This window comes from Enterovirga sp. CN4-39 (assembly GCF_049446235.1).
In the GTDB taxonomy this organism is placed as follows: domain Bacteria; phylum Pseudomonadota; class Alphaproteobacteria; order Rhizobiales; family Beijerinckiaceae; genus Enterovirga.
Window position 1 is genome coordinate 44,165 of the sequence record NZ_JBMSEF010000023.1, and the last position, 18,220, is coordinate 62,384.

Annotated in this window: 17 protein-coding genes; 4 read left to right on the plus strand and 13 right to left on the minus strand. The window is 65.7% G+C overall.

Annotated elements, in window-relative coordinates:
* Positions 1-260: 260 nt before the first annotated feature.
* Complete coding sequence (locus ACO2SS_RS25235) at positions 261-1,886, plus strand: ABC-F family ATP-binding cassette domain-containing protein (protein ID WP_423280622.1); 1,626 nt, start codon at positions 261-263, stop codon at positions 1,884-1,886.
* Here the strand turns inward: ACO2SS_RS25235 and ACO2SS_RS25240 are convergent.
* The 4 genes from ACO2SS_RS25240 to ACO2SS_RS25255 form a co-directional block, all read right to left on the minus strand.
* Positions 1,784-2,587, minus strand: coding sequence for an adenylate/guanylate cyclase domain-containing protein (locus tag ACO2SS_RS25240; RefSeq protein WP_423280648.1), 804 nt, complete (start codon positions 2,585-2,587; stop codon positions 1,784-1,786). The two genes, ACO2SS_RS25235 and ACO2SS_RS25240, sit on opposite strands and share 103 nt — an antisense overlap.
* 363 nt (positions 2,588-2,950) lie before the next feature.
* Entirely contained in the window at positions 2,951-3,421 is a 471-nt protein-coding gene (locus ACO2SS_RS25245; RefSeq protein WP_423280649.1) for a cytochrome P460 family protein, read from the minus strand.
* Between the two features lie 53 nt (positions 3,422-3,474).
* Positions 3,475-4,440 (minus strand): redoxin family protein, encoded by a 966-nt coding sequence (locus tag ACO2SS_RS25250; protein WP_423280623.1) that lies wholly within the window; start codon positions 4,438-4,440, stop codon positions 3,475-3,477.
* Between the two features lie 27 nt (positions 4,441-4,467).
* Complete coding sequence (locus tag ACO2SS_RS25255; RefSeq protein WP_423280624.1) at positions 4,468-5,496, minus strand: alpha/beta fold hydrolase; 1,029 nt, start codon at positions 5,494-5,496, stop codon at positions 4,468-4,470.
* A gap of 145 nt (positions 5,497-5,641) precedes the next feature.
* On the opposite strand from ACO2SS_RS25255, the gene ACO2SS_RS25260 reads away from it, so the two are divergent.
* Positions 5,642-7,216 (plus strand): winged helix-turn-helix domain-containing tetratricopeptide repeat protein, encoded by a 1,575-nt coding sequence (locus ACO2SS_RS25260; protein ID WP_423280625.1) that lies wholly within the window; start codon positions 5,642-5,644, stop codon positions 7,214-7,216.
* A gap of 351 nt (positions 7,217-7,567) precedes the next feature.
* Here the strand turns inward: ACO2SS_RS25260 and ACO2SS_RS25265 are convergent, their stop codons facing one another.
* Positions 7,568-7,984, minus strand: coding sequence for a cupin domain-containing protein (locus tag ACO2SS_RS25265; RefSeq protein WP_423280626.1), 417 nt, complete (start codon positions 7,982-7,984; stop codon positions 7,568-7,570).
* A gap of 385 nt (positions 7,985-8,369) precedes the next feature.
* Between ACO2SS_RS25265 and ACO2SS_RS25270 the strand changes: the two genes are divergently transcribed.
* On the plus strand, positions 8,370-9,533 hold the full coding sequence (locus tag ACO2SS_RS25270; RefSeq protein ID WP_423280627.1) for an SDR family NAD(P)-dependent oxidoreductase: 1,164 nt from the start codon (positions 8,370-8,372) through the stop codon (positions 9,531-9,533).
* Between the two features lie 68 nt (positions 9,534-9,601).
* On the opposite strand, the gene ACO2SS_RS25275 is transcribed toward ACO2SS_RS25270, so the two are convergent.
* Positions 9,602-9,976: a hypothetical protein gene (locus tag ACO2SS_RS25275; protein ID WP_423280628.1), complete on the minus strand. Its 375-nt coding sequence runs from the start codon at positions 9,974-9,976 to the stop codon at positions 9,602-9,604.
* A gap of 18 nt (positions 9,977-9,994) precedes the next feature.
* Positions 9,995-11,236: an adenylate/guanylate cyclase domain-containing protein gene (locus ACO2SS_RS25280; protein WP_423280650.1), complete on the minus strand. Its 1,242-nt coding sequence runs from the start codon at positions 11,234-11,236 to the stop codon at positions 9,995-9,997.
* Between the two features lie 197 nt (positions 11,237-11,433).
* On the opposite strand from ACO2SS_RS25280, the gene ACO2SS_RS25285 reads away from it, so the two are divergent.
* Complete coding sequence (locus ACO2SS_RS25285; RefSeq protein ID WP_423280629.1) at positions 11,434-12,345, plus strand: LysR substrate-binding domain-containing protein; 912 nt, start codon at positions 11,434-11,436, stop codon at positions 12,343-12,345.
* A gap of 173 nt (positions 12,346-12,518) precedes the next feature.
* Here the strand turns inward: ACO2SS_RS25285 and ACO2SS_RS25290 are convergent, their stop codons facing one another.
* The 6 genes from ACO2SS_RS25290 to tehA form a co-directional block, all read right to left on the minus strand.
* Entirely contained in the window at positions 12,519-12,992 is a 474-nt protein-coding gene (locus ACO2SS_RS25290; protein WP_423280630.1) for a hypothetical protein, read from the minus strand.
* Positions 12,993-13,194: 202 nt separating this feature from the next.
* Positions 13,195-14,808, minus strand: coding sequence for a serine hydrolase (locus ACO2SS_RS25295; protein WP_423280631.1), 1,614 nt, complete (start codon positions 14,806-14,808; stop codon positions 13,195-13,197).
* Positions 14,809-14,869: 61 nt separating this feature from the next.
* A complete protein-coding gene (locus tag ACO2SS_RS25300) occupies positions 14,870-15,280 on the minus strand; it encodes a DUF302 domain-containing protein (protein WP_423280632.1) in 411 nt (136 codons plus the stop codon).
* Positions 15,281-15,350: 70 nt separating this feature from the next.
* Complete coding sequence (locus tag ACO2SS_RS25305) at positions 15,351-15,896, minus strand: c-type cytochrome (protein ID WP_423280633.1); 546 nt, start codon at positions 15,894-15,896, stop codon at positions 15,351-15,353.
* Complete coding sequence (gene soxC / locus ACO2SS_RS25310) at positions 15,826-17,154, minus strand: sulfite dehydrogenase (RefSeq protein ID WP_423280634.1); 1,329 nt, start codon at positions 17,152-17,154, stop codon at positions 15,826-15,828. Before soxC ends, ACO2SS_RS25305 begins: the two co-directional genes overlap by 71 nt.
* On the minus strand, positions 17,151-18,128 hold the full coding sequence (tehA, locus tag ACO2SS_RS25315; RefSeq protein WP_423280635.1) for a dicarboxylate transporter/tellurite-resistance protein TehA: 978 nt from the start codon (positions 18,126-18,128) through the stop codon (positions 17,151-17,153). The genes soxC and tehA overlap by 4 nt, the downstream gene beginning before the upstream one ends.
* Positions 18,129-18,220: the final 92 nt, after the last annotated feature.

Genomic DNA, 18,220 nt, shown 5'->3' on the forward strand with positions numbered 1-18,220 from the left:
CGCCAAGCAGCGGACTTAGATCCGGCATCAACCGGTCGTATTCAATTGCCGTGGGGGCGAAAGCAGCCTGACTGGTTCCGGGCAATTGGGGCGGGGAAGCGGACCTAGCGCTTAGCTCGAGGTTTGAGGGCTTGATGGGGAAGGGCCTTGCGCACTTTAGATCTTTGCTCTAACAGGCGGCATCCCGTCAGAGTACCCCCGCACGATGTGATCTTTCCCCGAAGCTGTGCCTCGTCCAAGCCTGTTTCGGAAACAGATCCATGTCTGCTACTATCGCGCTTTCGCGCCTATCTTATTCGACACCTGACGGTCGTCTGCTCTTTTCTGATATTGACCTGACTCTAGGGCCTGTTCGTACCGGACTGGTCGGTCGGAACGGGGTTGGAAAGTCAACCTTGCTTCGCCTGCTCTATCGCGAGCTTCGCCCGAATGCGGGTTCGGTCATGCTGCACGGCCGTCTCGGCTTCTTGCGGCAAGTCGTTCAACAGGATCTGTCCCAAACTATCGCAGACCTGTTTGGCATCCAGGCCGATCTTGCGCGCCTGAGCCGCGCGGAGCGGGGCGAGGCCGACGCAGATGACCTGGCCGCAGCCGATTGGACGCTCGGCGCACGGCTCGACGCCGCTCTCGCGGGTTTCGATCTGAGGATCGCACCAGACACGCTGCTCGCCAGCCTGTCGGGGGGGCAGCGCACCCGGGCTGCGCTGGCCGCCCTGACCTTCGCCGAGCCGGACTTCCTGCTCCTCGATGAACCGACGAACAATCTGGACCGGTCGGGCCGAGACACGGTGGCGGAATGGCTGGCGAATTGGCGCAAGGGGGCTCTCGTCGTCAGCCATGATCGCATGCTTTTGGAAAGCATGGACGCGATCGTGGAACTCACGGCGTCAGGTGTAAGCCGCTACGGAGGCGGCTGGAGCGCTTATCGCGCTCAGAAGGATCTTGAGCTCGCGGCCGCAGAGCGCGATCTATCTGATGCTCTGAAGGAAATCGCCGCTGCTACCCGCGCGGCGCAGGTCGCGTCCGAACGCAAGGTCCGCAAAGACAGTGCAGGCGCGCGTGCGGCGGCAAAGGGCGGCGGACCCCGCATCCTGCTCGGCGCAAGGAAGAACCGCAGCGAGGTGACCGGCGGTGTGAGAGCTCGCCAACTCGAGCGCCGGACGAACGACTCCAATGCCGCCGCCGCGTCCGCGCGCGAACGCGTCGTCGCGAACACGCAGCTTCGGGCAGCAACGACGTCAACCGGCCTATCTGACGACCGGAGGGTACTTACGGTGCGCGAGGTGACCGTGGGCTATCGCGCCGACAAGCCGGTTCTCCGCGACGTGTCGCTGGAGATCGTCGGCCCCGAGCGCGTGGCGGTGGTGGGGCCAAACGGGACGGGCAAGTCGACCCTTATGCGCCTTCTGCTAGGGACGCTGAAGCCGTGGTCCGGTGAGGTCGCCGTGCATGTCCCCTTCGCGATGCTGGACCAGCGCGTCAGTCTGCTCGATCCGCGGACGACGATCCTGGACAACTTTCGTCGCATCGCTCCGGGAAACAGCGAAAATGCCTGCCGAGCATCGCTCGCCCGGTTCCAGTTCCGAGCGAACGCCGCTTTGCAGCCGGTATACTCGTTGAGTGGTGGGGAGATGTTGCGGGCCGGCCTCGCCTGTGTGTTGAGCCCTCAGGCTCCGCCAGCTCTGCTCATCCTGGACGAGCCGACAAACCATCTAGACACCAGCTCAATCGAGGCGGTCGAAGAGGGTCTTTCCGCCTATGACGGTGCTCTCCTGGTCGTAAGTCACGACGAGCCGTTCCTGACCGCGATCGCGATAGACCGACGCGTAGCCCTGGCGCCGAATGATGTCGGGTTCTCGCATGGGTTGTCGGATGCCTCGGGGTGAAACGAGAGCGGTCTTGCCCGAATCGCCACAACGCCTAACGGCTCCACGCGCCCTCGGATGTGGCGCACGCCAAGATCGTTGAGTTCGAGCTCGTTCGGGACGGTTAGGCAAGCGAGAAGGTCCCTGGAAGCCAGCACCGACGCGCCGACCTCTTTGGCCAAGTGCTCGAGGCGGCTCGCAATGTTCACCGCGTCGCCGAAATACGTGATCTTGCGTCGTTCCAGACCTAGCTCGGCCGTCACCACCGAGCCGCAATGCAGCGCGGCTCTGAACCGCGGCACTTCACCGACCTGCGCCGCCCACCGCTCCGCGTCCTGTTCGATCATGCGAGCAAAGTCGAACACGCAGCGCAGGCAGGCGGCATCTCGCACGCCAGCGCCCATGGTCCAGCTGACGATGGCCATGTCGCCGACATAGTCGTCGATCGAACCGCCCCAACGATGGACGGGAAAAGCGAGTTCGCTGAAGATTGCGTTGAGGTACGATTGGATAGCGAAGTTCCCATGCTGCTCCGCGAAGCGCGTCGACCCGAGCACGTCCAGGAAGAGAAACACGCGCTCCTCCGTGACCGGACGATGATACCGACCCAACACGAAACTTCCGAAGATGCGGGGTCCGATGAAGTCGCGGACCCGGAACAAGAAGGTGGCAAGTGCTGAGATCGCGAGGGCGAAGGCTAGGCCATCGTCCGACATGATCATCGCCACGCGCGGGCTCGGCGCGTAATCGAAGGCGTGATGCAGCAACGTTCCGGCGGCTGCATTCCCAATGAGGATGAGCACCAGGTAGGTGGTGATGGCGGCGGCGGCATAGATCGGCGTTGCCGCCCGCTCGTCAGGTTGCGCCAGCGGCGGATCAGAAGGCCGCGCTCATACAAGAGGACCGGCCAGCCGATGAATGCGCCTCTTATTGCGGATATCGCGGCATCGACATCGAAGGCGAGCCCGTAGATCAGGCCTGCAGATGCACCGGTGGCGGGAGCGACAAGCCAAATTCGGGTGATGATCGGCCAAGGTCTGGACGCGCGCCTTCGGCCGGTGGGACCGCACGGCTCTAGTCTCGCGTCACTGAGCATAACGGGTGAAGACGTAGTCGCGCGCCTTCACGCGAGCCTCGTGACAGGCAAAGCAGGTCCGATGCTGCTCTTCATCAACGGGCTTGCCGCCGATGAACCGGCCGAAGCCCCATCCGCCGGTCGCCGCATACCTCTTCGAGTCCTTGACCATCACCTGCACGGTCGTCGGCGAGCCGGGGACCGTGGCCGGTTCGAACTCGGCTGATGGGACGTGCATCCAGGCGAGCTTGACGAGGATGGTTCCGTCGGGGAACGGCAGCTTCCCGGCCCGGTACGTTTGCACCGCGGCCTCGTTGCCGAGGACCGTCCTCAGTTCGTTCAGCGGCTCGCCTTCGAGAGCCGGCGCAATGAGCTGCCAATCACGATAGAGCTCCGGGATCGTGACCCCGAAGATCGGAGAACGAGGTTTCTGGCGCTCATCCCTGTCGATCGCCGCCGCGATCGCGGCTGAGCCGATCATCAGCGTGAGAAGCAGGAGCCCGCCGCAGCGTCGGAAGACGGTGGTCACGGCGGTCATCCGAACGTTGCGCTGAAGACCGAGAGGCCCGGCCTGTCCGTCTGGATGGTGATCGTATGCTCGCCATAGCTCGCGCCGTCGAGCAGCGTGTAGAGCGTCGGCTCCCCAATCTCGACGGTCCGCACCGGAGCGCCATCCGACGCGACCAGTAGCGTTGTCGGTCCGGCGGAAGCGGCTACGAGATGCAACTTCGCCGCGGAAAAGCGTAGCTTGAGGGCTCCCCGGGGTGAGCGCAACACCAAGGCTTCCCCTTCGCGCGCCCATCGTCCGTCCAGTTGATACTCATTCAAGCGCGGTCCGGTCGGCGGAAAGACATACGTCGTCTCGCCTGAACGCGGCTCCTGCGTTCGATCCTGCCGACTGGATTGGTGATCGCCGAAGTAGATCTCCAGGCTGCCGACTCGGGACAGATCTGTATCGTCGCCTGGCCTGGGACTTGAGGGCGGCACGCCGAGTAGCGCGCGGATGGAGCTCTCCAGCTCTCGGGCGTGCCCCTCCCCTTCTCGCATCAGCACGATGCGCCCACTCCGGTCCAGGAGGTAGAACGCGGGCCACGCTCGATTTCCCCAGGCCTGCCACGTCAGCCGGTGGTTGTCCTGTCCGACCGGGAATTCGATCCCGAGCCTGCGCGTGGCGACATCGACATTCGTCCGGCTGCGCTCGAACCCGAACTCAGGTGTGTGTATTCCGACCACCTGGAAGCCGTGAGCGCCGTATTCCGCTTGCCAGCGGTTCAGGTACGGAACGGTGCGACGGCAGTTGATGCAGGAATACGTCCAGAAGTCGACCAGCGCGACACGGCCCCGTAAGCCGGCAACCGTCAGCGGCGCTGGCGCATTCAGCCATTGGTCGATGCCCACGAACTCCGGAGCGGCAGACGACGCCTGCACGCTGGCTGGCACCGCGGCTGCAACGAGACCGCTGGCGAGCATGTCTGCGATAAATCGGCGACGGTTTTTCATAGGCGCGCTCCTGCCAGATCCTCGCCTTCAGACGGCATCGACATCGATGACTGCTCGGGCGAAGTCCTGGGGTGCTTCTTGTGGCAGGTTGTGACCGATACCTCCCGTGATCAGCCGATGCTCGTAGCGCGCGCCAAACTGCCTGGCATAGGAGGCCGGCGCTGGATGCGGGGCGCCATTCGCATCGCCCTCCATTGTGATCGTCGGTACGCCGATGATCGGAGCTTTAGCCAAGCTCTGCTCCAGGGCGTCGTATCGTCTCTCACCATCGGCGAGGCCGAGGCGCCAGCGATAGTTGTGGATCACGATGCTGACGTGATCGGGGTTGTCGAATGAGCGGGCGCTGCGTTCGAACGCTTCGTCGCTGAAACGCCATTCCGGCGAGGCTGTCTGCCAGATCAGCCGTGCGAATTCTTTCCGGTTTGCCTCGTAGCCGGCTCTGCCACGGCTGGTGGCGAAATAGAATTGATACCACCAGGAGAGCTCGGCTCGGGGTGGCAGCGGCATCTTCCCAGCCTCCTGATTTCCGATGAGATAGCCGCTGACGGACACCAGAGCCCTGCATCGCTCCGGCCAGAGTGCCGCGACGATACATGCGGTCCGAGCTCCCCAGTCGAAGCCCGCGAGAACGGCCCGCCGAATGCCAAGTGCATCCATGAGGTCGATGACGTCGACCGCGAGCGCGGATTGCTGGCCGTTGCGAACGGCATCGCTTGCCAGAAACCGGGTCGACCCGTAGCCGCGCAGGTGCGGCACGATCACCCGGTAGCCCGCGGCAACCAGAAGCGGCACGACCTCGGTGAAGCTATGGATGTCATAAGGCCAGCCATGCAGAAGGAGGGCGACCGGCCCGTCGTTTGGCCCGGCCTCGACATAGCCGATATTCAGCACACCGGCCTCGATCTGCTTCGGCGTGCCGAAGTCCGCGCCGCTCCTGTTGCTGCTTGGCGCTTGCGCCTGAGCGAGTGTCGGAAGGCCCAACTCAGCCGCGGCGATCGCTCCCGCGGCGACTCCGAGAAAGCGGCGCCGCCCTTTATCGATGATCTCGTTCTGCATGTCGGTCTCGCTCGTGCCTGACTGAAAGAGTCTTGCACCTTCGCGACGAGCCGCGCTTTGAGCTGCCTTTCATTTGACTTTCAGGCGATCATGATTTTTGCGGCAGGCCAGCCGCGCACCTGCCTGCACCCTTATCGGCCCGCCCGTGATCTACCAGTTCGAAGACCTCCACCTGGACGTCGCGCGCCGCGAGTTGAGGAGGAACACCGACCTCATCGCAGTTGAGCCGCAGGTCTTCGACCTCCTCCTTGTGCTGATCGAGGCGCGGGACCGCGTGGTGAGCCGTGACGAGCTGCTGGAAGCGGTCTGGAACGGTCGCATCGTCTCGGAAGCTACCATAGGCAGCCGCCTCAACGCGGCGCGGACAGCCATCGGCGATACGGGCGCCGAACAACGCTTGATCCGAACCATCCCTCGCAAGGGTGTTCGGTTCGTCGGCAAGGTGCTTGAGGCCGCCGATCGGAAGCCTGAGCGACCCAAGAGTTCCGAATCATCCGCCCCAATGAGCCTGCGCCCAGAACAGAGGCTACCCGGAATTGCGGTGCTCCCTTTCACCAACATGAGCGGCGATCCAGAGCAGGATTACTTCGCCGACGGCATGGCAGACGAGATCATCACCGCCCTGTCTCGCAGCAGCGGGTTGCTCGTTGTCGCCAGGAATTCCTCGTTCACATACAAGGGTCGCGCGGTTGACGTGCGGCAGATCGGGCAGGAGCTCGGCGTCGGGTACCTGCTCGAGGGAAGTGTCAGGCGCAGCCGAGATCGAGTCCGCATCACTGGCCACCTTATCGAGACGGCAGCGGGCGCTCATCTCTGGTCGGAGAAGTTCGACGGCGACCTGGCCGATGCGATCGCCTTGCAGGAACAGGTTGCTGAACGCGTCGCTGCCGCGATCGAACCGACCCTTCAGCTGGCGGAGGCCAGGCATCACGGGCGTGAGATCCGACCGCAGGTGGACGCCTATGACCTGTTGCTCCGCGCCAATGCGCTCATCTCCGAGTTCACGGCGAGCAGCATGGTCGCGGCGCTCGACTGTCTGGCGCAGGCCCTCGCGATTGATCAGGCATACGCACCGGCCATGGCGTCGCTGGCCTACTGCCGTGCACAATGCGACTTCCAGGGTTGGGCAAGGCAGAACGAGGCCGACCGCGCGAGCGCAGTCCAGCTTGCTTGGCGGGCCGTGGAGATCGCACCCGACGATGCACAGATCGCCTGGATGGCCGCCTTCGCGATCTGGGCGATGGGACGATCCGAGGGACAGAAAGCTCGCGACCTGTTCGCCCGCTCGTTGCTCCTCAATCCCAACTCCGCGATGGCACTCACATTTGCGGGTTGGATCGAGATCATGTGCGGCAATGTGACCGATGGGCGCTCCATGGTGGCTCGCGCTCACGTCCTCAATCCGCGCGATCCCCGCGGCTGGCTGACTTTCGGCGTCCAGGCGCTCGCGTCGCTCGTCGAAGAAGATTACCCGAGCGCGCTGCGCCTTGCAGAACAGGCGCTCGCGCTCAATCGGCGCTTCGCCGTGGCGTTGCGCGTCATCGTGGTCGCACACGTAAAACTCGGCAATCTCGATCGTGCGCGTGGTGCTGTAACGGAGCTGCTGGCGATAGAGCCAGAACTCACAGTTTCCGGATTTCTGTCGCGTATCCCGATGCCACTCGAGAGCATGGCCCAGACATACGCCAAAACATTGCGACTGGCCGGCCTACCGGACTGACACTTGGTGGCGCGTGCCCCCTGTCCTGCCTAGCCGAGTGGCTGCCGTTCGCGTTTTGCCTCAAGCGCTTCTCGGGCGGCGAGTTCTGGCCGACAGCAGAAGGACTGCTTAAGGTGGAGCGATGCAGTACAGCAGACACTGAGTACAGGCAGCTTGGGCTATCGATGCTCCGGATCCAGATTGGCCGTCTCGCGTGTAACACTACCTTGGACTCACTCACGCTCCTGCGATTTCTGTTTGTCCTTTGAGCGATGACGGGATCAACGCCAGACAACCAGGGGGCGAAGCACACTTGGTCGCTCTGACCGGACGATTCCGCGACTGAGATCCTCAGCGCGCGACGGACGCCGATCACTCGTCTAAGACGACCGTGGCCCGGTCGGCGGGGGCTTCGTCGATCAACAGCAATCGAACCGTGTCCGGACCGGGATTTACGGCGAAGTGCGGGAGGCCGATCGCCTCCACGATGAACTCGCCCCGGCCGAAGGTGTGCGCGGTCCCGGTAGCGGCGTTGGTGACCGTCAGCGATCCGGACAGCACGTAGCCGAACCGCAGATAATCGTGGTGGTGCTTAGGGAGCGTCGCGCCCGGCAAGATCACATAGGTGGCGACGCTGATCTCAACCGGTCCGCTGGGCGCGACGATGGTCTGGCCGGCGACCGTCGTCTGAAACTTCTTGAGGAGCGTGACGGTCACATCCTGGGCGCTCACCGATTCCGCACAGGACGCCGAGAAGAGGCCGATGAGGGCCGCGATGATTTTCTGCATCTCAAGTCCTCATCCGACATCCGCAGCCCAGATCCCTGCGGACGGCACCTACGACGCATCGCCTCCGTGGAGCGCCGACAAGGGACGACCGTCGGAACGCGACGTGACCCGGCATCGCCGTTCGGCAGATCCGGGCGCCTAGAGATCGTGTTCCTGATCGGTGTCCAAAGGAGCTCGATGCGAACACAGCATCCCTATCGCGGAACGATGATGAGACGCGGCGCGCAGGCGTCAGAGCGGAAGCAATCCGACGACGCATTTTTGCGCATCTGCTCCCTAAGTCTGCGGATCGACCGACCGAGGATGTTCCGAGCGCCGCGACAGCATTAGCTCACGTGTATCGAAGCCGGAGATATGCATGTCGATCTAGAAGAGAGCGGCGATCGTGACCGGCTCGTCGCGCGGCATCGGTGCCGCGATCGCGAGACGCTTGGCCGTGGAGGGATCGTCCGTCGTCGTGAACTACGCGGGAGGGGCGGCTGAAGCCGCGGACGTCGTTGCCGCGATCATCGCAGCCGGCCGCTCGGCCATCCCGGTTCGAGCCGACATCAGCAAGCCGGACGACTTCGCGCAGCTGTTCGACGTCGCCGAGGAGACCTTCGGGAGCGTGGACGTGCTGGTCAACAATGCACGCATTGTGAAGCTATCGCTGATCGGGAAACGGACCACGCGATGTTCGATCGCCAGATCGCCCTCAACCTCAAGGGCCTTTTCAATGGCGTGGGCCCGCGGCGCAACGGCTGCGCGACGGAGGCGCGATCGTCAACTTCTCGTCGAGCGTCGTCGGGCTCCTGAGCCCGACCCACGGTGTCTACACGGCGATGCCGCCATCCTGCCAAAGTTGTTGATGGACCGAGACGCCTCCGAGCCGATCCCCGCTCTGTTGAAGCACTACGATGACATAGGCTTCCCTACACGCGTGCGCTGGTGGAACACTCGATGCGGCTGTCCGCCGAGTTCAATCGGTACACAGCGCAGTGGGTCGACCGCGGCAGCCTACGCGCCCCGCCCCGGAGAGGTCGGCGAATCGCGCGGGAGGATAGTTGCACGCGTTCTACGCCTGAGCGGCGCGCCGGTAAGCCGTCGGGTTCGCTTGGTGAAGTCGCCGAAACACGACCGAGAAGGCGTTCGCCTAAGTGTATCCGCACATGAAGGCGACCTCGGTCAACGCGACGTTGGTCGTGCGGAGCAACGCTTCCGCCAGCTTCATCCTGCGGTCCTCGAGATGGCGGTGGGGCGCCATGCCGACGGCCGAGCTGAAGAGTCGGCAGAAGTGGAAAGGGCTCACGTTCGCGACCCTTGCCAGCTCGGTGATCGTCATCGGCGCGGCAAGGTTTACGCGGACGTACTCGATTGCCCGGGCGACTCGGGTATCGCCGATATGCCCGACGTGCCGGTTGTCCTCCGTGGGATCGAACGGACGGCCATATGCGTGGACGAGGTGAGACGCGAGCCAGCGAGCGCCCTACTCAGCATAGAGGTGGCAGGCACACCGAGCGGCCGCCTCCAGTATCGCGATTACGGTGCCCGAGATGGCGCTTTCGCTTAAGACGAGAGACGTCGGAATGCGGTGTTCGAGCTTCTGTCCCGGGCTGTAGAGATCTGCAGCCTCCTCCATCAGCCTCGTGGGAGGCAGGCGGAGGCGACGCGGAAGCTCGCGTTCTTGTTGCGATCGCGCCAGCGGATCCGGACCGACTCGCAGCTCCCGATCACGTTGACGCAGTTGGCGCAGATGACCGCGTTGGACCAGTGGCCATTGATCAGGGCCAAGAGATCGAACGCCCCCGACAGGCTGACGGTGATCTTGACGTCCGGCGTGGAGTATCCGTCCCAGATCTGCTCCTCGGTCCCGTGCGTCTCCAGGTCGTCGACCAGGATCGTCTTCCATCCGAGATGACGGCTCGAGCCTCGCAGAACGGTCGTAGCGGGCGTCCTCTCGACGAGACGCAGGCTCTCCGTCGCGAACATCACCGTGTCGTCGCTCTCGGCCATGTCGCACTCCTCGTGAGACTACGACCGGAGGCCCAACGCGCCACCTGCGTCTCGCAGACGCGGGCGCGGGCCGGGGGGAAACTCAGTCAGCTTGACTTGATGAGCGTCGGGTCGCCCGGATCCGGCACCGTCGCCGGCGGCTTGCGGCCTCCCTGGCTCGCAGTCGGGCCCGCGACCGTCGACGGGTCCGATGACTTCGGCGGCGTGCCGGCCCGCAGGGCGGAGGGAGGGTTCGCCCTTCCGATAGCCGAAGAGCCGTACCGGCACGCCGAAGCCCCGCAGCTGGTGCATCCCCAGTTCAGTGAGATGCTCCAGCACCGCCGTCGAGCGTTCGCGTTCTATAGCCGCGACGACCGCCTCCGTCATGAGCAGATCGACGCCGAGGTCGCGACAGTACGCCTCGATGCGATTCGCGAGGTTGACCGTGTCTCCCAGCACGGTCAGCTCCAGGCGCCTCTCGCTGCCGACGTTGCCCAAGATGACGGCGCCGAAATGAAGGCCGACCGCGACCGTCACGTCCGGCTTGCCGCTCCTCCGCCGTTCCCCGTTCCAGACTTCGACCGCTCGCAGGATGTCGAACGAGGCGCGCACCGCGTTCGTTGCGTTCGGCTCGTCGCAGTTCGATGCTCCGAACACTGCGATCACGCCGTCGCCGAGAAACTTGTCGATCGTTCCGCGGTTCGCGAAGATACCGTGGCTGAGGACGGCGTGGAGTTCCCGCAGCAGAGTGATGACGTCTTCGGGCTGCAGCTTGCACGCCATCGCCGTGAACCCGATGACGTCCGCGAACATCACCGTCGCGTCGATCCTGCGCGCGAGGGAAAGCGGAACGTCGAGTTCGGTCAAGTCGTCGACAAGGTCAGACGGGAAGTACCGCGCGAAGTTGGCGCGCTGCCGCTCGACCGTCAGCACCTGCTCCTGGATGGCGATGTTCCGAAGGCAGAGCGCCGACGTTGCGACTATCGCTGCCAGGCTGACGCCGGCCCTCAGCGTCGCCGTATCCGGTATCATGAACCGGTGAACGACGAGCCAGCTGACGATCGTGAGCACCCCGCACAAGGCGGCGACCGCGACGACCGTCCTGGGCTCGCGCAGCATCGCTGCGATCACCACCACGAGGACGTAGAGCACGGCCACCGCGAACTCGAAGGGAACGAGCGTGTCGACGGCGAAGATCAGCAGCGCGACCCCGGCTGCCGTCAGCAAGGCTGTGAGCCGGCCAATGCCGCCATGTGCCGGATGCATGAGATCAAGCTTCACTGGCAACCCCGTCGCCTGGCCCGCGCTGCAGCGCGACGGCAAATCGCCACGATAGGGCGAGACCACACTTGTTGGCCGCGCGGGTAGACAAACGCGTGTCGCTTGGTCACGCAAAGAAAATAAGTTACTGATCGGCTCGACGAAAGACGGCTGTCTTGAAACGTAGCGTCCGATCGATTGAACGATAGGAGCAGTGAATGCTCGATTTGAATAACCTATTCTTGTTCGTTCAGGTGGTTGATCGAGGGGGCTTCACTGCGGCCGGGCATGAACTTCACATGCCGAAGTCGACGCTGAGCCATCGTATCCAGCAACTGGAGGAAGAACTCGGCGTACGGCTGCTGAACCGAACATCCCGACGGTTCGGGATGACCGATGCAGGCCAGGATTTCTATCACCACGCCGTGGCGACGGTGCGCCAAGCGGAGCGAGCGGAGATGAGTGTGCGGCAGCTTCTCAGCGAGCCGACTGGAACCGTACGATGCACCGCTGGCGTCGCGACGATGCAGTGCGCCATGGCCGGCATTATCGCCGACTTCCTGGTCCGAAACCCGAAGGTGAACGTCACCGCGCACGCGACGGATCGAGCCGTCGACATCGTGGGCGAGAACTATGACATTGCGGTCCGCGCCCACACGAAACAGCTGCCCGACTCTAACCTCGTACGGCGCACGCTCGCGCCCGCGCCCTGGTACCTGTTTGCGGGCGCGGGATATCTCGAGAGGAACGGCGCGCCGGAGAATCCGCGCGATCTCGAGAACCATCCCTCGCTGTTCATGATGCGGGTCGGCGTCGATCCGATCTGGCAGCTCCGTCACGTGGCCGAGCCGCAGAACGAGATCGCCATGCGGCTGACACCCCGGCTCTTGAGCGACGACATGATCGGGCTCCAGCAGGCCGCAGCCGCCGGCCTCGGGATCGTGGCGCTGCCCGGCTACATCTGCCGCGACGCGGTGCTCCGTGGCAACCTACAACGCGTCCTGCCGGACTGGCAGGCCGGCGAGTCCACCATCACGGCGCTCTTGCCCCATCGGCGGGGCCTGCTGCCCTCGGTTCGGGCCTTTCTCGACCACCTCGCGGCCGAGATGCCCAGGATCGTGCAGTTCTAGTCGGCGCAGCCAGCCTCGGACCGCTGTTCGGAGGTCCGAGGCCGTGAGGGCCGTCCGTCTAGCCTTTCGTGTAGGAGTAGCCGGCGAGCTGCAGCTCAGCCACAAACGTCACGACGCTAGGGACGAGGACCGCGCCCGGGATGAGGCTGTTGGTCAGGTCCGCGGCGGTCGCATCAGCCGGCCGTCCTCGGAGCTCCGGGCTGTCGGCGAGACCACGAGAGATCGCGTGGATGGAGGTGGCAGGCAACGAACACCATCCCACGATTCTGCAGGGCCGGGAGGGTCGAGTTGTTCGGTTCGTAGAAGCCGTTCACATCCTGCAGGTCGTCGAGCGGTGAGACTTCGGGACGCTCGGCGATAAGTGTGTTGCTGGCGAACTTGCCTGCGGTTCTCGGCGCCAGATTGTACCTGTCCCACGCTGCCTGATCGAACAGGGCGAAGTGCGCAGGGCCGTGGGTGGCCGAGACCGCGAGGAAATCCTCGTGGCCGAAGGTGAACACCTGGGACTTCAGGGATTCTCGTATCAGGCCGACCCAGCCGCCGGCGAGCGCCGTCGCTTCCCACATCTGGCGCTCGGCGCCGTAGGCGAGGAGCGCGTCCGCGGCCTCGTGGTCCCAGAACTGCTTCTGGGTCACGATCAGCGGCACGGTGTCGAAGCCTCGCCGGCGGGGAAGCGTCGCGAGGGGTGCGGGTGAGGCCGGCCAGCGCACCCTGGCCGGAGAGCGCCGGAGCGGGGGCCGCGCCGGCGAACGCGGGCAGTGCGGCGGCGACGGAGAGCGCGAGCCCTGGCCGAGCCCGCGCAGGGCGCCCCACCTTGGAGGTCTTGGGAAAGGTCATGCGGCGGCTCCGTCAGTAGGCGTAGACGTTGGCGGACTTGGCGACCAGCCTGGCGAGGAGCTTGTCGATCGCGGCAAGCGTCGCGGTGTCCTCGATGCCGTAGGTGGTCCCGAGCGCGTCCATGTTCTGGCGGCCGACCCAGACCCGGTTGCGGTCGTCCTGCCAAACCGAGACGCGCAGGGGCAGATCGATCGCGGCGGCTTGGCGCTCCTGCATCAGCTTGGTGCCAACCTTCGGATTGCCGAACACGACCACGGAGGTGGGCCGCAACGGGAGGCCCGCCTCGCTCGCGTTCTGGGCATGGTCGAATGTGGCGAAGACCGGCACGTTCTGGGCCGCGAGCTCGGCCTTGAGGCGCTGTACCGTTTCGGCGACGCCGAACTTGCTCTCCTGCGTCAGGAGCACGGACGGATCGGCTCCGGCGCCGAGGCCGCGATTGTACGCGTCGGCGATCGCCCGAGCGAGCTCCGTCAGGTCGACACCCTCCTTGTTCGTCAGGAGCGTGACGCAGACGAGTTCGTCCGCCGCCGTGAAGCGGCTCAAGTAGGCGCTGAACCCCGGCCCGTTGCCCTTCACTTCCATGAAGCCGTGCGGGGTGAATTCCCAGCCCGCCATGGCCGGCACGATCCTACCGTTGGCGAGGCGCGTCGGCTTGTAGATGAAGTCCCGATCGGCTTCGTCCTTCACCAGCACCGCGCCCGCGAGAGCGATGTCCCAGGCGCTGATGTCTTGCGCGGAGGACCACAGGCCGCCGTAGGCGTAGAGGTTGGCGGTCGCATCTGGAGCGATCGGCGTCAGCTTACCGCCGCTCTCGACGTAGCCAACCGCCGGCTCCACCGGGTTGATAAACGGCACCTCCGTGTGGAACTTGCTGTGCTGATTGAAGCCCGGCTTCGCGGGCCGGTCGAGGAACGACTTCTTCGAGAAGTCACGGAAGAACATCGTGCTCTCGAGGCGGAGCGGCTCGATCTGATGACGGGTGATGTGATCCTCGTATGACATGCCGCTCGCCCGCTCGATAATAAGGCCGAGGAGGACGAAATTGGTCGCGCTCAGGCGCACGTCCGTGCCCGCTTCGAACTGGAGCGGCGCCGCGCGGACGAGGTCGACCAACTGCCCGGGTGCGCAGCGCTTCGCGGCGTCGTAGCCGGCGCCGCGGAAATCCGGGATGCCGGAGGCGTGCTGCATCAGTTCCTTGATCGTCACCGTGCGCCACGCCGGCGGCAGATTTGGAAGATGTTTCTCCGCCGGGTCGTCGATCGCGAGCTTCCCGGCCTCCTTCAGCTGCATGATCGCCACCGCGGTGAACGCCTGGGTCAGCGGCCCGACGCTCCACATCGTCTTCGTCGACGCCAGCTCGTCGCGTTGCCGGTCCGTCACGCCGTAGCCGGCCGAGCGCGGAATGTAGGGAGCCTGCACGATCGCCATGGCGATGCCGGGCAAATCGTTCTTTCGCACGAAATCGGCGATCATCCGGTCGATGTCGACGCCGTGACTCTGCAGCTTGGGATCGCCCCGCCAGAGCCGGTAGGCCGGCTCGCCCGGCGCCGCTCCGGCGACGGTCGGCTGGCCCAACGACATCGTCGCGGCCAGCACGCCGATAATGACGCTAGTCGAGCTTCTCATGTGCCTCTCCTTCCTGCTTCCACGGTCATTGATTGAAGTTCAGCGAAGACGTTTCGACGCTCTACGTCCGGATCTCGGTCGTGGCCCGAGCGGCGAGATCGTCCAGCGCGCCCGCCATCTTGGCGGCGATCGGCTTCCCGGCCTCGCCGAGCCCGTGACGGGTCGCGAGCCAGGCAGGATCGTTGTAGGAAAGGTGCGTCGCGCCGTCCTCGTCCGCCCAGACCAGCGCCTTGAGCGGCAGGTCGATGCCGATCGTCTGCACGGCCTGCATCAGAGGCGTTCCGGCCATTGCCGCGCCGAAGATGAGGAGATCGGTCGGCCGCAGCGGCGCGCCGATTTGCGCGGCGCCGGCGGCGTGATCGACCCGCGCGAACACGGTCATCCCCGCCGCCCGGACGGCAGCCTCCAGGCGAGCCATCGTTTCGCCTGCGTCGAAACTGCTGCGCAGCGTGATCAATCCGTCAGCGGCCATGTGCATCCCCTTTCCGTGCCTGTCTGCCGATCGGCGATCGGCCCGGATGCCCGATCGCGATCGCGCGTCCTCACTTGCCCTTGAACAGCGTCGCCGGGTCGAAATGCGGATCCGCCACGAACCCGTCGCGGTTGGGCATCTGCACCTTCGGCAGGCTGTTGCGGTCGAGCGCTCCGCTCGGGGGCAGAATGCCGTTCAGGGACAGGGTGTAGGCGACGACGGCGTAGGTCTCGTCGTTGCTGAGCGTCCCGGGCGCCTGGTAGGGCATGGCCCGGCGGACGTAGTCGAACAAGGTCGTCGCGTACGGCCAGAAGCTGCCGACGGTCTTCACGGGTGTCGCGGTCGCGAGCGTGCGCTGCCCGCCGACGAGGCGGTCGCCGAGCCCACCGCCGCCGGTAGGGCCGTGGCAGGCCGCGCAATTGTTCTCGAAGACCTCCCGCCCCATGACGACGGTGCCACGGCCCGGCGGCAACCCGGCGCCGTCGGGCTTCACGGCGATATCCCATGCCGCGATGTCGGCGGGCGTCGCGGGACGGCCGAACTCTTCAGCCTGAACCGGGACAGCCGATGCGGCCGCGATGCCGGCGACAAGCGTCGCCCCCTTGATCGAGAACATTCGTGACCCTCCCGGCCTTGTCGACGTTCCAGGTTTGCTGCGCGTTGCAGTGGAACAGGGCGTTCGTCCCCGTCGCGGCGATGAACGAGCGCCGGTCGGGCTGGACGTTGCCGCGCTGGTCCGTCGCCCGGCTCACGATCTTTGTGGGCTGCCCGTCCCACTCCCACGCGATCTGGAAGCGGGTCTGCGCCTTCGGCAGCGCCGGTCCAGAGAGTTCCGCCTCGGTCCAACTCCGCGCCCCGTCGGTCGAGACCTCGACCTTCGCGACTTTGCCGTGCCCGCTCCAAGCGAGTCCCGTGATCCGATGCGCGCCGGGCTTGATCTCCATCATGCCGGAGGGCGAGGTGATGACGGAGTTCGCCTCCATCCGAAGCTGGAACTGCGTCGCCTTGCCGTCCGGACGGAGCTGCGTGTAGCGGGCGGTTTCCCAGCGCGTCATCCAGGGCCGATCGCCGAATTGGAGGCGCCGCAACCACTTGATGTGCAAGTTGCCTTCGAGCCCCGGCAGGATCAGCCGCATCGGGTAGCCGTGCGCGGGCCGGAGCGGCTCGCCATTCTGCCCGTAGGCGACGAACGCCTCCTGAAGGATCTCGTCCGTCAGCGGAATGCTGCGGTCGACGCCGGCGCCATCGCCGCCCTCCGCGAGCATCCAGTGTGCGGACGGATCCACGCCGACGAGGCCGATCAGGAAGCTGAGCGGAACGCCTGTCCACTCATTCGTGCTGACGAGCCCATGCGTGTTCTGGACCGTGAGCGTCGGATCCGCCGAATTCCAGTTCTCCCACCCGTTGCCGGTGCATTCGATGAAGGCCACGCGCGACACCGACGGCATGCGCTCGAGGTCGGCCACGCTGAAGACCAGCGGCTTCTTCACGCTACCGTGGACGAGCAGTCGGTGCTGCGCAGGGTCGAGATCGGGCACGCCCGAGTGGCTGCGCTCATAGTGCAGATCCGACGGCGTGATGGTGCCCACGAGCTTGTCGAGCGGCGTCTTGGAATTGATCGCCTGGCTCCAATCGACGTTGCGGATGCCGGGCCCGGCCTCGGGTATCCGCGCGAGCGCCACGTGCTGCGAGCGCTCGCTGCGCGCGCCGAGCGGATCGCCCGGCCCGCGTGGCGGGACGTCCGCGAGCGAGGCCGCTGCGGCACGGCCCGCGACGAGGCCGCCGGCCAGCCCTGCGGAAGCCGACACGAAGGCGCGGCGGGATGCACCCCGGCGCGCGGCGCCGGCGGCCACCGTATCGTTCTGCTCCGTCATCGCGTGGTCCTCGCTGAAAGATCCGTCCTTGCGGCGGGCGGTGTGGACGGCAGCAGCCGTCGAGCGTTCGCCGCGAGTTTCAGCGTCATGAAGGAGAGGCCGCCGACCGCGAGGTTCGCGACCGCGAACAGCAGGACCGCGAGTGCGGCGAGGGCTCCCGTCTCGCCGCGGGCGACGAGGATCGCCGGCGCCGTCGCGAGCGCGGTCAGGCCGAAGCTGAAGGCCCACAAGCCTGCCACCGCCCCTGCTTCCGCGAGCCGCAACGCGAGCCGGGACAGAACGAGGAGCTGAAGCAGGCCGTAGCCGATGATCGCGTGGGCGAACACGTCGGGCGCGCCGGTTCCGACGGCGAGATACGCGACGGCTCCCACCGGGGCCGGGGCGAGCTGGATGCCGAGCGTGGGGCGCAGCTCGACCGCCAGCGCCGGGCTCGTGAGCAGGCGATGCAGCAGAACCGACTCTATCGCGAGCCAGGAGAACATCCCGGCGCCGAAGGCAAGCTGCCCGATATCGGGATGTCCGAGTCGCGCCGCGACGGTCGCCGCGACGAAGCTGCCGGCGACGGTCGGCAGGTAGAGCACAGGCGTCGTGGTGTCCGGGTGGCGCGAGCCCTGCCAGAGGCCGCCCGTGCGCCAGACCGCGAACCCGACCGTGAAGAAGAACCCGATCGCGTACAGCGCCCAGGCGAGCGGCCGCGCATGCGGGACCAGCGCTCCGGCGATCAGCATCGTCGCGACGCCGGCGAGGCCGATGAAGCAGCAATGCACCGGATGCGCTGCTTCCGCCGCGAGCGTCTGCGGCGCGGCCAGCGCCTTCACTAGGTAGAGGGCGATGAGCCCGGCCCAGACGAGGCCGGCGAAGAGATAAATCACCTCCGCCGTCAGGGCCGGAAGCTGCCAGGCCGGAACGGCCGCGTGCCAGGCGTTCCCGAGGCCGGCGAGTCCGAGCACCATGCCGAAATAGCTCGCCGGCATCGCTCGTGCGACGGCGGCCACGCGACTGGACCACGGCCGTCGACCGGCGTCTTCCGTGAGGGCTGCGACCACAATCACGCCCTCCTTCGACG